The sequence below is a fragment of the Streptomyces sp. NPDC013455 genome, assembly GCF_040632975.1.
GTDB lineage: Bacteria > Actinomycetota > Actinomycetes > Streptomycetales > Streptomycetaceae > Streptomyces.
On sequence record NZ_JBEYCX010000043.1, the window covers coordinates 3633 to 19575 of the forward strand.

The following is a 15943-nucleotide window of genomic DNA, read 5'->3' on the forward strand; positions in this document are numbered from 1 at the left end:
TTGCCGTCGGGATCGGGAACCGTGCCTTCCGGGTCCAGCGGCTTGCCGTCGGGGTCGGGAAGCGTGCCTTCCGGGTCCAGCGGCTTGCCGTCGGGGTCGGGAAGCGTGCCTTCCGGGTCCAGCGGCTTGCCGTCGGGGGCCGTAGCCGTCCGGTCGAGGCCCCGAGCCTCGCTCCCGAGATCCGGAGCCCTGCCGTCGAGGTCCAGCAGTACGAGCCGACCGGGGTGTTCGTTCTGCGCGGAGCGCACCAGCCCCCACAGCGCCGCCCCGACGGGGTCGGCGGGCGGCTTGTTCGGGTCACAGCTGACCGCGCCGCGCGTCAGGAGAACGAGCCGGGTGTCCGCAAGCCCGTCCTCGCTGAGCCAGGCTTGGACGAGGTCCAGCCCGTGTCGGCAGGTGTCGTGCAGGTTCGTCGTGTCGAGCGGCCGGTCGGCGCCGCCGACCGGCGCCAGAACGAACCTGGGAGCCGGCGCACCCTCGGCGAGGGCCCGCGCGAGTGCGGCGACGGTCTCGTACGAACGGTAGGGCGGCACGCCGGCACCCAGAACGGCGATGGCGTCCGCGCCGGCACCCAGAACGGCGATGGCGTCCGCGCCGGGTGGGGGAGCGGTGGCCGCCGGCAGGACAGGCCAGTCGAGCTGGTAGAGGGCATCACGCGAGCGCGTCGTGAAGCGTGCCGCGGAGCGAGCCGCCGTACGCAGCTGCTCTGTGGAGGCCGGGCGCAGCGCCAGCGCGGCGACGGACAGGACCGGCTCTCCGGCGACCGTCGCGGCGGCGATGGCGACGGCCCCGTCCGCGGTGGGCGTGAGACGGACCCGCAGGGTGCCGCTCGCGGGGGCGTGGAGCGTCACGCCGGTCCACGAGAAAGGCAGGGGGCGGGCTGGTACGTGTTCGACCATTCCCAGGACGACGGGGTGGAGCGCGGCGTCCAGCAGAGCCGGATGCACGCGGAACGCGGCGTCGTCCTCGGGCAGGGTGACCTCGGCGAAGATCTCCGCACCACGTCGCCACACCGCGTGCAGCCCCTGGAACGAAGGCCCGTACCGGAATCCGTCCTCGGCCAGCCGCGCGTAGCACCGCGCCGGATCGCCCAGGCCGTCGCCGGGGAGCACGGGCGAGGCTCCTGCCGGAGGCCAGGCGCCGACGAGGCCGGGCAGGCCGGGCAGGCCGGGCAAGCCGGACGGGCCTGACGCATCCGAAGAGCCCGACGCGTCGAATGAGCCGGAGGCGTCGGATGAGCCCGACACCCCGGACGAGCCGGACAGGTCGGCGAACAGGGCGCCGATGGTGTCCGGCGCGGAAGCGGCCGTACCCAGGAGGCCGGTGGCGTGACGCTGCCAGGGGTCGTCGGGGCGGGCGTCCTCGGCGCGCGAGGAGATGGTGAGCGAGCGCAGGCCGGTGCCGTCGGGCGGGCCGACGCGGACTTGGAGGTCGAGGGCGCCGTCGTCGGGGAGGACGAGGGGCGTCTCCAGGGTGAGTTCCCGTACGTCGCCCATGTCGCTGCTGAACAGGCCGAGTTCAAGCAGCGCCGTGCCGGGGAGCAGGACGACACCGTCCACGGTGTGGTCGGCGAGCCAGGGTTGGGTTCGCAGGGAGAGGCGGCCGGTGTGGAGCAGTCCCTCGCCGTCGGCGAGTTCGATGACCGCGCCGAGGAAGGGGTGGCCGGCGGGACGCAGGCCGGCGGTGGTGACGTCTCCGGGCCCGGAGGGCGAGCCGAACCAGTAGCGTTCCGGCTGGAAGGCGTACGTCGGCAGGTCCACGTGCCGTGGTGGGTGTCCGAGTGCTGCGTAGTGGTGGCGCCAGACGTCCGCGCCGGCGATGCCGGTGACGTGGAGGTGGGCGAGGGAGGTGAGGAAGCGCTCGGTGTCGTTGTCGTGGCGGCGCAGGGTGCCGATGGCGGTGAGGTGGTCGCCGTGGTCGGCGATGGCGGGGGTGAGGGTGGGGTGGGGGCTGGTTTCGATGAAGGTGTGGTGGCCTTCGGTGGTGAGGGCGGTGACGGCCTGGGTGAAGCGGACGGGCATGCGCAGGTTGCGGTACCAGTAGCCGGCGTCCAGGGCAGTGGTCTCCAGCCAGCCGTCCTGGACCGTCGAGTAGAACGGCACCGCCGACTCACCCGGGCTGATGTCACCCAGCACATCGAGGAGTTCGTGTTCGATGGTCTCGGTGTGGGGGCAGTGGGAGGCGTAGTCGACGGGGATGCGGCGGGCACGGGTGCCGGTCTCGGTGCAGTGGGCGAGGAGCTCGGCCAGGGCGTCGGTGTCGCCGGAGACGGTGGTGGCGTACGGACTGTTACCCGCCGCCACCCACAACCGCCCCGCCCAGCGAGCCCCGATCAACTCCTCGACCACACCCACCGGTTGCGCGATGGAGGCCATGCCGCCCAGGCCGCGCAGCGCGGCCAGGGCGCGGCTGCGCAGCGCCACCACCTTCGCCGCGTCCTGGAGGGTGAGCGCGCCGCAGACGTGGGCTGCGGCGATCTCGCCCTGGGAGTGTCCGAGGACGGCGTCGGGTTCGATGCCGTAAGAACGCCACAGCGCCGCCAGGGACACCATGACGGAGAAGAGGACGGGCTGGACCACGTCCGCCCGCTCCCACACCGGGTCCCCGGCCTCACGGTGCAGCATCCCCGTCAACGACCAGGACACCCACGGCGCCAGCGCCTTCTCGCACGCCTCGATCCGCTCCGCGAACACCGGCGAGGTGTCCAGCAGGTCCAGGCCCATACCCGCCCACTGCCCGCCCTGCCCGGGAAACACGAACACCACCCCACCACGCCCGTCCACCGCCCTGCCCCGGACGACGGCCGGATCGGGCTCACCCGAAGCGATCGCTCCCAGCGCCCGCACGAACTCCGTACGCCCGGAAGCGACCACCACCGCACGGTGCTCCAGCACCGCCCGCCCCCGCGCCAACGCCGCACCCACGTCCGTAACATCGACACCGGAGTCGGCCCTCACGAAGTCCGCCAGCGCGCGGGCCTGCGCCCGCAGCGCCCCCTCCGACCGAGCCGACACCACCCACGGCACCGGCACCCTGTCATCCGCCGATCGCGCCCTGCCACCCACCGAAGGCGCCCTGCCACCCGCCGATCGCGCCCTGCCACCCACCGAAGGCGCCCTGCCACTCACCGATCGCGCCCCGCCATCCACCGAAGGCGTCCTGCCACCCACCGAAGGCGCCCCGCCATCCACCGAAGGCGCCCTGCCACCCACCGATCGCGCCCCGCCATCCACCGAGGGGCCCTCGCCGTTTGCCGCCGGGACCTCCCCGGCCACCCCAGGCGGCTCTTCGGCCGCCCCCGGCACCTCCTCGAGCGCCCCGGGGGCCTCCTCCAGGACCGCGTGTGCGTTCGTCCCGCTGATGCCGAAGGACGACACCCCGGCCCGACGCACGCGGCCCTCCCCGCCCGGCCACGGCCGCGCGTCCGTGAGCAGCCGTACGGCACCCGCCGACCAGTCGACCTGCCGTGACGGCTCGTCGACGTGCAGCGTGCGCGGAAGCACCCCGTGGCGCAGTGCCATCACCATCTTGATGACTCCGGCCACACCCGCCGCGGCCATGCTGTGTCCGATGTTGGACTTGAGCGAGCCCAGCCACAACGGCCGCTCGTCGGGGCGCTGCTGCCCGTAGGTGGCGAGGAGGGCCTGGGCCTCGATCGGGTCGCCCAGCGTGGTGCCCGTCCCGTGCCCCTCCACCGCGTCCACGTCCGCCGCCGACAGGCCCGCATCGGCGAGGGCCTCGCGAACCACTCGCTCCTGGGCCGCCCCGTTGGGCGCGGTCAGGCCGTTCGACGCCCCGTCCTGGTTGACCGCGCTCCCTCGTACGACGGCGAGTACCCGGTGTCCCAGCCGCCGCGCGTCCGACAGCCGCTCGACGAGCAGCAGGCCCACGCCCTCGCTCCAGGCCGTGCCGTCGGCCGCCGCCCCGTAGGCCTTGCACCGGCCGTCCGCCGACAGGCCCTGCTGCCGTGAGAACTCGATGAACATGCCGGGGCCGGACATCACGGTGGCCCCGCCCGCCAGCGCCAGGTCGCACTCGCCCGCGTGCAGCGACCGGCAGGCCAGGTGCAGGGCCACCAGTGACGACGAGCAGGCCGTCTCCACCGACACCGCCGGGCCCTCCAGGCCGAGGGTGTACGCGATGCGTCCCGAGGCCACACTGGGCAGGGTGCCGGTGAGCACGTGCCCTTGCAGGTGGGCGGCGTCGTCCATGCGGGGGCCGTAGCCGAGGGGGATGAGCCCGGCGAACACGCCCGTCCGTGATCCGCGCAGGCCCATGGGGTCGATACCGGCCCGTTCGAAGGCCTCCCAGGAGGTGGTGAGCAGGAGCCGCTGCTGCGGGTCCATGGCGAGGGCTTCGCGCGGTGAGATGCCGAAGAAGCCGGCGTCGAACTCGGCGGCGTCGTATAGGAATCCGCCGTACCGGGTGCAGGAGGTCCCGGGGCGCGCCGGGTCGGGGTGCAGGATCTTCCCGATGTCCCAGCCGCGGTCCGTGGGGAACTCCCCGATCGCGTCCCCGCCCGACGCCACCAGTCGCCACAGGTCCTCCGGCGAGCGGACCCCGCCGGGGAAGCGGCAGGCCATGCCGACGATGGCGATCGGTTCCCGGCCGGCGGCGCGGCCGGCCCGCCGCGCGGGTGCGGGGGCCGTGCTCCGGCCGGAACCGCCGAGCGCGAGGTGGCGCAGCCGTGCGGCGAGCGCGGCCGGGGTCGGGTGGTCGAAGACGGTCGTCACGGGCAGCCGCAATCCGGTCGAGGCGCGGAGCCGGCTGACGAGGGCGATGACGCCGACGGAGTCGCAGCCGAGGTCGACGAAGGCGGCGGACGGCTGCACGGGCGCCGTGGGACGGTCGCCGTCGGGGTCGAGGACCGCGGCGAGTTCGGCGCGGACCAGGTCCAGGAGGAACTGCTCCTGCTGAGCCGGGGAGAGCCGGGCCAGCCGGTCGCGCAAGGGGGCGGGACTCGACGCCCGGGCCGGCCGGGGGTCCGCGGCGGTGCCGAGCCGGCCGAGTGCCGCGCGGAACTCCCGTATGCCGCCGTGGCCTCGGCGCAGGGTGCCCGTCACGAGGGCTTCGGTGCCGCCGGGCAGCTCGTCGGCGAGCGCCTGGAGGTCCAGCGTGAGCACCGGGTGGGGGCTGAGTTCGACGAACCGGCGGTACCCGGATGCCAGGAGTCGGCGGGCGGCGGTGGCGAAGCGGACGGTCCGGGTGATGTTGCGGTACCAGTAGGCGGCGTCCAACTCGCGCGTGTCGAGGGGACTTCCGGTGAGGGAGGAGTGGAAGGGGACGTCGCAGGAGCGCGGGCGCAGCGGGGCCAGATCGGTGAGGATCCGCTCCCGCAGGGTGTGCATCCTGGGGGAGTGAACGGGCAGGTCGACCGCGACCGGGCGGGTTCGGACGCCTGCTTCGGCGAGGTCGTCCGCCAGTGCGGCGACCGCCTCCGGGTCTCCCGTGACGACCGTGCTGCGCGGCCCGTTGACGGCGGCGACGGACGGGCCGTCGGCGTGCCACCGGTCCAGGTAGGGCGCCAGTTCCTCGGGTGCCGCCGTGACGGCGAGAAGGGCACCGGTGCCGGAGAGGGTGGCCTGTGCCTGACTCCACCGGGCGGTCACCCGTGCGGCATCGGCCAGGGAGAGACCCCCCGCCACGTGGGCGGCCGCGACTTCGCCGAGGCTGTGGCCGAGGACGGCGCCGGGTTCGACCCCGTGCGCGCGCCAGAGTCCGGCGAGGGACACCATGAGGGTGAACAGCGTCGGCTGTACGACGTCGGCGCGGTCCGGTGGCGGGGTGCCGGGGGCGCCGAGCAGGACGTCGGTGACCGACCAGTCGAGGTACGGGGCGAGTGCGGCCTCGCAGGCGCGGACGCTGTCCCGGAACACCGGTGAGGCGTCCATGAGTTCCGCTCCCATGCCGGGCCACTGCGGGCCCTGGCCGGGGAAGACGAACACCACCGCGTCCTCACCTGCTGGGGCCGGTGCTCCCTCGCCGTACGGCTGCGCGTCGTGCACGTGTCGTCTCCTCACCGCTCGGCTCGGGTGCGCGGCCGAAATGACATGGCGAAAAGCCGCCGAAGGAATTTCGGGCAGGGTAAAGCCCGGTACGGAGTAAGTCGTCGTCGACGGCGGCCGCGCGATCGCGTTCTGGTGTTTCTTAAGCTAATGATCACGGGCCGACTTTCGAACCCCTATCCACCCCTGGGTTACTCGGTGGTGGTGCTTCCCGCACCCTTTAGGGGCTGCCGTATGGCGCCCGATTTCGCCCCGGCCGCTCCCGGCTCTGGCACAGTGATCGGGGGGCGTGATCTCGGGTGGGAGTTCTCGCTGGGTCCGGTGTCACGAACCGCGGTCCGACGTCAGCTGAAAATCCAATCACATTTTCGAAGAGAGGATTCGTCATGCCGGATCTCGATGACAGGACGGCGCTGGTCACCGGGGCCTCGCGGGGCATCGGCAAGGCCATCGCCCTGCGGCTCGCCGCCGAGGGCGTGCGGGTCGCGGTGCACTACGGCACGCAGGAGAAGGCCGCGCAGGAGACGGTGGCCGCCATCGAACGCGCGGGCGGCCGGGCCTTCCCGGTCCAGGCCGACCTCGCCCGCGACGACGCCGTCGACACCCTCTTCGCCGGGCTGGAGGAGGGCCTGGAGGGGCGGGCGCTGCACATCCTGGTGAACAACGCGGCCGTCGCCGCCGCCCCCACCGATCCGGCCGCGGCGGCTCAGCCCGGGCACGTGCCGGGCCTGTCGGACATCACTCCCGAGGAGTTCGACCGGCTCCACCGCATCAACGTCCGGGCGCCGTTCTTCGTCACCCAGCGGGCCCTGCCGCTGATGGCGGACGGCGGACGCGTGGTCAACGTGTCCTCGGCCGTCACCCGGATCGCCTGGCCGCTGCTGCCCTACGCCATGACCAAGGGCGCGCTGGAGATGATGGCCCCCCGGCTCGCCAACGAGCTGGGCGAGCGGGGCATCACGGTCAACACGGTGTCGCCCGGCATCACCGACACCGACATGAACCGCTGGGTGCACGAGATCCCGGGTGCGGAGGCGAGCATCTCGGCCCTCACCGCGCTGCGCCGGCTCGGCCGGCCGGACGACGTCGCCGACATCGTCGCCTTCCTGGTCTCGCGCGACGGCCGCTGGATCACCGGTCAGCTCCTGGACGCCAGCGGCGGCATGGCCCTCGCGCCCGCCCTGTTCTGAGGGACGGGCGCGGGGGACCGTGCGGGTCGTTCCGGGCGCCGCCGTGCGTGCGGAACGACCCGGCGCCCGTCGGAGAGATCCAGAGGGAAGACAGAGAGAGCCAGGGGAAGACAGAGAGAGCCAGGCGGAGCCGGGGAGAGCCAGGCGGAGCCGGGGCGAGCCGGAGAGGGCCGGAAGCCGGCGGGGGAGGGGTAGGGGCTCTAGGCGGTTTCGGTGCAGGCCGCGCGGTCCGGCCGCAGGCGGGCGGTGACGGTGTCCACCACCGCGTCGTGGTGGGCGTCCAGGAAGAAGTGCCCGCCGGCGAAGGTCAGCACCTCGGTCTCCGCCGTGCTGTGCCCGCTCCAGGCGCGGGCGTCGTCCAGGCTGGTCCTGGGGTCGGCGTCACCGACCAGTACCGTGATCGGGCAGCCGACCGTGGCGTCCTCGGCGGCGCGGTAGCGGCCGATCGCGCGGTAGTCGGCGCGGAGGGCGGGCAGCGCCGCCGTCAGCAGCTCCTCGTCCTGGAGCACGCGCAGGTCGGTGCCGCCGAGGCTGCGCAGTTCGGCGAGCATCGCGGCGTCGCTGGCGGCCGGGCCGGACTCGTCCCTGAACCGGGCCGGTGCCCGGCGCCCGGAGGCGAACAGCCGGGCGCAGCGGACGTCCGCGTCCCGTTCCAGGCGCCTGGCCAGTTCGAAGGCGAGCACCGCGCCCATGCTGTGCCCGAACAGCGCGGTGGACGCGTCCACCCGGTGCCGGACGGCCGTGAACAGCGCGTCCGCCAGCGCCTCCACCGAGTCGGCGCAGGGTTCGCCACGACGGTCCTGGCGGCCGGGGTACTGGACGGCGAGGACTTCCACCTCCGGGGCGAGGGAGCGGGCGAGCCGTACGTAGGCGCTGGCGGATCCGCCGGCGTGCGGGAAACACAGCAGCCGGGTCCGGGCCTGCGAGGTCGGCTGAAAACAGCGGAGCCACAGGGATTCGGCATCGTCCGAGTGGGGCATCGCCACGTCCTCTCGGTATGTGTGAATATCGCATTGCAGGTATCCGCATAACCTGAGATCCGTCTCGTAGTTCCGCGGAGACCGACCATCCTGCCAGCCGCTGGTCTCCGGTGTCTTCGGCAGCGGCAATTTCTCGCCGTCGCGTGACAAGCGTGTGCCGCGGGCCCGCGGAATGGGCATTATGTTGTCGAGTTGTTCTCTTGTCGTATTGGCGAGCATCCCGGTTATCGGGGGAGGGAGACAGATGGCGGTTATGCGGGGCGTTTGCTCTTCGGGGTATGAGCGCGGGCCGGCCTGGTCCGCGCTCGTCGATCTGGGTGCTCAGTTCCACGCACTGAGAACGGCACTCGAAGACTGCGCGGCCGGGCGGACGCGGGTGCTGGCCGTCGAAGCGGGGGCGGGCTGCGGCAAGAGCGCGTTCCTGGCCGAAGCGCTCCGGCAGGCCGCCGCCTCCGGCTTCCTGGTCCTGCGGGCCGCCGGCTGTCCCGCGCAGCGGCAGGGCCCCCTCGGCCTGCTGTGGCAGCTGGCGAGCGACCCCGCGATCCCGGACGCCTCGCGCTCCCGGCTGCGCGACGCCCTGGGACACCGGACGGCGTGGACGGACCCGGCCGCCGAGCCGCCGGTGTCGCCGACGGCGCAGCGGGTCTGCGCGGCCCTCCAGCAGCTCACCGAGACCGGACCGGTCGTGATCGGCGTCGACGACCTGCACCACGCGGACGTGGAGTCCCTGCACTGCCTGCTGCAGACCACCGGCCACCCCCGCACCGCCCGCCTCCTGCTGCTGTGCACCGCGCTGCCGTCCAGCCTGGCCGTCGCCCCCCTGTCGACAGCCGAGCTGCTGCGCCAACCGGCCTTCCAGCGCGTCGTCCTGGACCGCCTCTCCGTCTACGGGGTGTCCCGGCTGCGCACGGCCCTCCTCGGACCCGCGGCCGTGACACCGCCCGCGGACGACCTGCTGGCCGTCACCGGCGGGAATCCACTGCTGGTGCGCGCCTTGCTGGAAGAACACGCCGAGAGCCGGTCCGGTGGGCAGCCGGAGGGGGTGCGGGACGCGCCGTGCCCCGCCCTCGGCGGCCGGTTCTACCAGGCCGTCCTCGCCTGCCTGTCCGGCACCGTGACCGCCGTCAGGCACACCGCGGGCGCCCTCGCCGTCCTCGGCGAGACCGGCTGCGTCGAACTGGTCGCCCGCCTGCTCGGCGTCGGCCGGGCCGAGGCCGCCCACGGGATGCACGCGCTGGAGCTGACCGGCCTCACCGCCTCCGGACGCCTCCGCCACCCCGTGGTGCAGGCCGCCGCCCTGGACGCCCTGGACCTGGGCCACCGTGCCCAACTCCACCGCCGGGCAGCCGCGTTGCTGTTCGAAGCCGGAGCGGAGCCGGGTGACATCGCCCCGCACCTGCTCGCCGCCCGGCACGCCGCCGGACCCTGGGCGGTGTCCGTCCTGCGCGACGCGGCCGAACAACTGCTGACCCGGGACGAGGTCCCGGTCGCCGTCTCCTGTCTGGAACTCGCCCTCGGATCCTGCGCCGGGCAGGACCAGCGCGCCGAGATCAGGCTGCGTCTCGCCGTGGCCGCCCGCCGTACCGACCTCGCCGCGGCGGAGGACCACCTCGCCGAGCTCGTCGGCGACCTGCGTGCCGACAGACTGACCCTCAGCCAGATCGAGCGCATGGCCCAACTCCTGCTGGGTGCCGGGCGCCTGGAAGAGGCGATGGAGGCCATGGGGCGGCTCCACCGGCTCGGCGAGCCGGGCAGCCCGCGCCCCGAGACCGGTTTCCACGCCTCCGCACTGTGGCAGTTACCGGCCCGCCCCCGTGCCGACCGGGTGCCCGCGGCCGGGGAGCCACCCCGGCCGCGCATGCCGGTGGCCGCCGTGTGGGACCTCCCCGGTGACGGGACGAGCGCCTCCGCGGCCGAGGCGGCGGAGGGCGTCCTGAACAGCCTGCCGCTCACCGACACCACCCTGGTGGTGGTCGCCAACGCCGTCCGGGTGCTCTGCCGCACCGGTGGCTGTGACGCCGCCGCACTCTGGTGCGGCCGACTGCTCGGCGAGGCCGTCCGGCGCGGACTTCCGGGCTGGCAGGCGCAGTTCCTGGCGCTCCAGGCAGAACTCTCGCTCTGCCGCGGCCTGCTCGCCGACGCCGAGGAGTACGCCGGCCGGGCGCTGGCCTGCGTACCGGGCCGCAGCCGCAGCGTCTTCGCCGGCGGACCGCTGGCCAGCCGGGTGTTCGCCGCCACCGCGATGGGACGCTACGACGACGCCACCCGGCAACTGGACCACCCGGTTCCCGAATCGCTCTTCCACAGCGTGTACGGACCGCCCTACCTGCGGGCCCGCGGACACTACTACCTGGCCATGCAGCGGCCCGTGGCCGCTGTCGCCGACTTCCTCAACGCCGGCCGCCTGCTGCGTCGTTGGGGTCTCGACCGGCCGGCACTCCAGCCCTGGCGGTCCGAGGCGGCGGAGGCGTTCCTGCGGCTCGGCGAGCCGAAGAAGGCCGAACAGCTGCTCCGCGAGCAACTCGCCCGGAGCACCGACGGCAACCCGTACGTGCGCGGCGTCTCGCTGCGGCTGTACGCGCAGATCGCCGGACCCGAGGAACGGCTGGGCCTGCTGATCGAGGCGGTGGACGACCTGAAGAACAGCGGCGACCGGCTGGCCCTGGCCCGCGCCCTGGCCGATCTCGGCGCCCACTACCAGCAGCGCGGGGAGCCGGTCCGGGCGAGCGCAGCGATCCGCCGGGCCTGGCGCCTGGCCAACGACTGCGGTGCGCGGGCGCTGTGCGACAACATCCTGCCGGGGGGCCCCGGCCGGAGGCCGCACCGGGAGAGCACGGGACGGGCCGCGACCGTACTGAGCGGATCCGAGCTGCGGGTCGCCGAACTCGCCGCGAGCGGGCACACCAACCGCGAGATCTCCGCCAAGCTCTGCATCACCGTCAGCACCGTCGAGCAGCATCTGACCCGCGTCTACAAGAAGTTGAAGATCAGCCGCCGTCAGGACCTGCACGCCGGGCTGCGCACCGAGGCCGGCAGCCCCGCCTGAGCGGGGCCGCGGGTCCCCACCGGTCCGGGTGTGCACCGGGGTCGGCAGCCCGGCCTGAGCGGGGCCGCGGGTCCCCACCGGTCCGGGTGTGCACCGGGGCCGGCAGCCCCGCCTGAGCGGGGTCGCGGGCCGCTTCCACCGGACGTCAGCGGGCGATGACCCGCATGGGGTACCCCAGCGCCGCCCGCTGCGTCCGAGGCGCCCGCGGTACCCGGGAAGGACGGGCGGGCGCGAGTCGCCAGCGGCCCGCGACGGCGGCGAGCGCGAGGGTGCCCTCGACCGTCCCGAAGACATCACCGACGCACTTGCGGCCGCCACCGCCGAAGGCGATGAACCCGCCCCGCGGGAGCCGAGGGTCGGCCCAGCGGTCGGGGTCGAACACGGCCGGCCGCGGATACAGGTCGGCCCGCTGGTGGACGGCGTAACCGCTGAACGCGACGATGCTGCCGGCCGGCAGGGCGCGACCGGCGAGCCGGGTGTCCTCGGTGGTGGCCCGGGTGAGCAGCCAGTCCGACGGGAACAACCGCAGCGCCTCCTGGAAGACCCGGCCGGTCAGCTCCAGCGCGGGAAGATCCGCCCAGGCCGGGGCGCGGCCGCCGAGCACCCGGTCGATCTCGGCGTGCAGCCGCCGCTCGACCTCGGGGTGCCGGTACAGAAGCCGGAACGCCCAGTCGAGATTGGAGGCGACGGTCTCGACACCCGCGATGGCCATCCCGACGACCTCGGTGAAGACCTCCTCGTCCGTGAGCCGGTCGCCGTCGTGCTCCGCCAGCAGGATCGACAGCAGGTCCCCCCGGTCGACGCCGTCCCGGCGGTACCGGTCGATCGCCCCCAGCACCGCCGTCCGCAGTTCCGCGGTCTGCCGGGCGAAGCGGCGCTTGGCGGGCGTGGGCACCGACCTCAGGGCCGCGGGCGTGAGCAGGTGGGCGGTCAGACCGCTCGTGATCGTCTGCGCGAACGGGACCGCGGCGGCCACGGCGTCCGCGCAGTGCTCCGCGGTGAAGAGCGTACGGGCCAGGGTGCGGGCGCTGACGGCGAGCATCTCCGTGTGCAGGTCCACGACCTGGCCGTGACGCCAGCGCTTCGTCACGGCGAGCGCCTGCGCGGTCATCACCTCGGCGTAGCCGGGCAGGCGGTCGGCGCCGAAGGCCGGCTGCACCAGCCGCCGCAGCCGGCGGTGGCGCGCGTGCGGACAGGACGGCAGCCCGTCGCCCACCAGGTCGCGCAGCTTGCCGAACATCGGACCGCCCTTGTCGAAGAGGCGGTCCGAGGTCAGGACGCGGTGGGCGAGTTCGGGGTGGCAGACCACGTGGAACGGCCTCGGCCCCACCCGGAGCTCCACCAGATCGCCGTGGGCGGGCAGCGACGCGAGGAACGGCAGCGGCCGGCGCAGCAGTACGGGGCCGTGCCCCAGCAGCGGCAGGTGCCCGGGCGCCGTGCCCGCCACGAAGACCGTGCCGTGCTTCGGTGTACGTTCCCCAGGGCCGCCGGGCTCGGGCCGTCCCGCCGGGGCAGGGCCCGCGGCGGGTTGCGAAGTCCGTTCCACGGGCCCGTCCGGCTCGGGCCGTGCCGCGGGGGGAAAGAGCGTGTCGGGTGCCGGAGTCCGCCCCCCGGGTCCGGCCGGTGCCGGCCGTTCCGCCCGGGACCGCGGTCCGGCCCAGGACTCGCCGTCGTCGCTCATCGTGCCTCTTCCCTCAGCGTCGTCATCGCGGGCCCCTCACGCGTCGGGGAGGTGCTTGCGCAGCCACGGGGTGTCCTCGTAGAGCCGCAGGACCACCGCCTCGGTGTCGTCGGCCCGCCGGCACCGGTCCTCCTTGTCGGCGGCCCCCGCCCCGACCGCCTCCCGGGCCGTCAGCGCCGCCTCCGCGGCGGCCTCGGCGATCACGGCGGCTTCGCCGGACGCCTGCCTGGTGTGCTGGGCCGCGGCGGCCATCATGTCCGCGGCGCCGGTGCCGGCGGCGGCCTCCGCGGCGGCGGCCGTGGCGGCCTCCGTGATGCGGGCCGCCCCGGCTCCGTCCGCGGCGGCGTCCGCGGCGGCCGCGGACGTCTCGGCGGCCGCCTCGCGCGCCAGCTCCGCGGTCGAGGCGCGGGCGGCGGCCGACGCCGCCGTCCCGGCCCGTTCGGCGGCGGCACTCGTCCGTGCGGCGGCCTCCGCCAGCGCCTTGCCGAGTTCGGCGGCGGCCGCCGCGCCGTCCGTTCCGGCCGCGGCCTCGACCGCGCGCTCGGTCTCCGCGGCGGCCGCCGCCATCGCGGACGCCAGCGCCCGCGCCCGGCGGGCCGCGCTCAGCGCCCGCCGCGCCGGCCCCGTCCTCCCGCTGTCCTGATCGACGTGGGTCACCGCGACACCGCCTCCGTGAGTGGGAACGACTCCACCGCCGGTACCGGGTCGCGGATCTTCACACGACTCCCGGCGGCACGCCGCCCATTGGATCGGTCACGGACCCCGCTGTACAGGAGCAACGACCCCTGACTCCGGCCACACCCCTACTCCGCGCCTCTCCCACCCCAGACGGCGGCGGCTGTCGCGGCCCGGTGCGCCAAGGGGCTGGCGGGGCACCTGTCCGAGGCGCCCACCAGCGGCGACTCCCACCCAAGGACCGTGCTTCGCAGAGTCGTTGCCCCCTCCGTTGGATCGTCCTGCCATAGCACCACCGTCAACCTGCCAATGAGCAGGGTGAATTGAAGTCCTCAGCTCAATGCCGCGCTGATCGGGTGGGTACCAACACCATCGTGTTGGCTGATCGTCAGCACGAGCTCGTTCCACAGCCGAACCCCCCACAGGAGTTTCCATGAGCTTCCTCAAGGCAACCGGAATCGGATCGACCGTCGCCCTCGCCACCCTCACCACCCTGCTCACCTGCACCACCCCCGCAGGGGCGGCCGAACCGACCCCGGCGCGCAGCGAGGCGGAGCTGACGCTCGTCGCGAAGACGACCGGACACACCATCGTCGACATCGCCGACGACGGGACCATCGACGCGGGCGACTACGTCGTCTTCACCGACGACCTGTACGACGAGGACGACAACAGGGTCGGCAACGCGGGCACCATCTGCACGCTGATCAGCGAGGACCACAACGGCGAGGCGCAGTGCACCTTCACCTTCAGGTCGGAGCACGGTGACATCACGGCCACCTCACTGTCCCACGGCATCATGAGCAACCGGCCCAAGAACTTCGACGCCGCCATCACCGGCGGCACGGGGTCGTACTCGGGTGTCGCCGGCGACATCCACGGCCACGCCGAGAACGCCTCGGAGGTCACGCTCGAGTTCCACATCAAGTTCTGACCCGGGCCGGCACCGCCCCCGCCGGACGGGGGCGGTGACCGCAGAAGTGCCGGGGCCGGATCCCGCGCCGGCCCCGATCGAGGCGCACGCCGAAAGGTGTGCGCCTCCTCCCGTCCTGGCGGCGGCGACAGTGCGGCGGCGGGGGAGCGGCCGCCCGCGGCCCGGTGTGCCCCTGCCCCGCGGCCGCCGACGGGCCCCGTACGATGGCTGTCGATGACCAGCACCGCACCGCACGCACCGCGACCGCCCCAGCGGCGGCACCGCGCGCTGCTCGTGCTGGCCGTGCTGGCCGGGCTGCTCGGCATGCACGCGCTGGCTCCCGGCGGGGGCGTGGTCCACGCCGGCCACGGCAGGGCCGCGCACGGCGTCGTCGCCGTCATGGCAGCGGACGCGTGCCCGGGCGATGACGGGCACTGCGGCGGGCACGGACCGCACCACGCCGACCCCACCTGCGCCTCGGCCGCGGTGGGCGGCGGCCCGCAGCAGCCCGCACTGGCTCCCGACCCGGTGGCCGTCCCGGCGCCGGCCGCCTGCCCGCGCTCCCGGCCGGCCACCGCGCCCGACGGCGCCCGTGCGCCGCCCGACCTGGCAGAACTCCAGCTCCTGCGGATCTAGAGGCCGCCACGGCCGCACGCCCTGCCGTACGCAGGTGCCGCGGTCGTGCCCACGCCTGCCCGAAAGTCCTTCCACAGCAGCAGGAGTTCCGCATGACCATCCGTACCTTCACGCGCCGCGCCGCCCTCGCCACGGCCGCCGTGGCCAGCGCCCTCGTCCTGGCCGCCTGTGGCGGCGGAGACGGCGACGGCGCCGGCCACACCGGCCACGGCACCGACGCCGGTCCGAGCGCGTCCGCCGCGGGCCCGAGCACGTCCGCCGGCGCGCACAACGCCCAGGACGTCGCCTTCGCGCAGGGCATGATCCCGCACCACCAGCAGGCCCTGGAGATGGCGCGGCTCGCCACCGACCGAGCTGCCTCGCCCCAGGTCAAGGACCTCGCCTCGCGCATCGAGAAGGCGCAGGACCCGGAGATCCGCACCATGACCGGCTGGCTGAAGGCCTGGGGCGAGCAGTCGCCCATGCCCGGCATGGACCACTCGGGTCACTCCGGCATGCCCGGGATGATGAGCGGCGACGACATGGCGGCCCTGGAGAAGTCCACCGGCAAGGCCTTCGACACGAAGTTCCTGTCCCTGATGGTCGAGCACCACCAGGGCGCCGTCGCGATGGCCACCACCGAGAAGGAGAAGGGCCGCCACGGCGGCGCCAAGGCCATGGCGGACGACATCGTCACCGCGCAGAACGCCGAGATCAAGGAGATGAAGCAGCTCCTCGGCGAGGAGTGACGGCACGGCGGGCGGGGGCCGGTGGCGGTCCCGCCACCGAAACGCTGCCCGGCTTCCCCTATGACACGCCGGGTTCGGGCGAACCTTGG

8 protein-coding genes and 1 pseudogene are annotated in these 15943 nt (G+C 74.3%); 5 read left to right on the forward strand and 4 right to left on the reverse strand.

The features are described from left to right. Positions 1-5939: pseudogene (locus ABZ576_RS33860) on the reverse strand (acyltransferase domain-containing protein); the annotation flags it as partial. Between the two features lie 452 nt (positions 5940-6391). On the opposite strand from ABZ576_RS33860, the gene ABZ576_RS33865 reads away from it, so the two are divergent. Next, the gene (locus tag ABZ576_RS33865) at positions 6392-7195 is read left to right on the forward strand and encodes an SDR family oxidoreductase (RefSeq protein WP_360749797.1); all 804 of its coding nucleotides are present in this window, start codon (positions 6392-6394) and stop codon (positions 7193-7195) included. A gap of 200 nt (positions 7196-7395) precedes the next feature. Here ABZ576_RS33865 and ABZ576_RS33870 read toward each other — a convergent pair whose 3' ends face one another. Beyond that, entirely contained in the window at positions 7396-8175 is a 780-nt protein-coding gene (locus ABZ576_RS33870; RefSeq protein WP_360749800.1) for an alpha/beta fold hydrolase, read from the reverse strand. Between the two features lie 253 nt (positions 8176-8428). Here ABZ576_RS33870 and ABZ576_RS33875 point away from each other — a divergent pair, with 253 nt between their 5' ends. Next, positions 8429-11221, forward strand: coding sequence for an AAA family ATPase (locus ABZ576_RS33875; RefSeq protein WP_360749817.1), 2793 nt, complete (start codon positions 8429-8431; stop codon positions 11219-11221). Positions 11222-11366: 145 nt separating this feature from the next. Here the strand turns inward: ABZ576_RS33875 and ABZ576_RS33880 are convergent, their stop codons facing one another. Continuing rightward, entirely contained in the window at positions 11367-12668 is a 1302-nt protein-coding gene (locus tag ABZ576_RS33880; protein ID WP_360749803.1) for a cytochrome P450, read from the reverse strand. 270 nt (positions 12669-12938) lie between these two features. Next, the gene (locus ABZ576_RS33885) at positions 12939-13559 is read right to left on the reverse strand and encodes a hypothetical protein (protein WP_360749806.1); all 621 of its coding nucleotides are present in this window, start codon (positions 13557-13559) and stop codon (positions 12939-12941) included. 451 nt (positions 13560-14010) lie between these two features. Here ABZ576_RS33885 and ABZ576_RS33890 point away from each other — a divergent pair, with 451 nt between their 5' ends. From ABZ576_RS33890 to ABZ576_RS33900, 3 genes are all read left to right on the forward strand, one after another. Beyond that, a complete protein-coding gene (locus ABZ576_RS33890) occupies positions 14011-14511 on the forward strand; it encodes a hypothetical protein (protein WP_360749808.1) in 501 nt (166 codons plus the stop codon). 213 nt (positions 14512-14724) lie between these two features. After that, positions 14725-15126 carry a DUF6153 family protein gene (locus ABZ576_RS33895; RefSeq protein ID WP_360749811.1) on the forward strand — a complete coding sequence of 134 codons (402 nt, stop codon included), beginning with the start codon at positions 14725-14727 and terminating at the stop codon, positions 15124-15126. 92 nt (positions 15127-15218) lie between these two features. Further along, on the forward strand, positions 15219-15854 hold the full coding sequence (locus tag ABZ576_RS33900) for a DUF305 domain-containing protein (RefSeq protein ID WP_360749814.1): 636 nt from the start codon (positions 15219-15221) through the stop codon (positions 15852-15854). Positions 15855-15943: the final 89 nt, after the last annotated feature.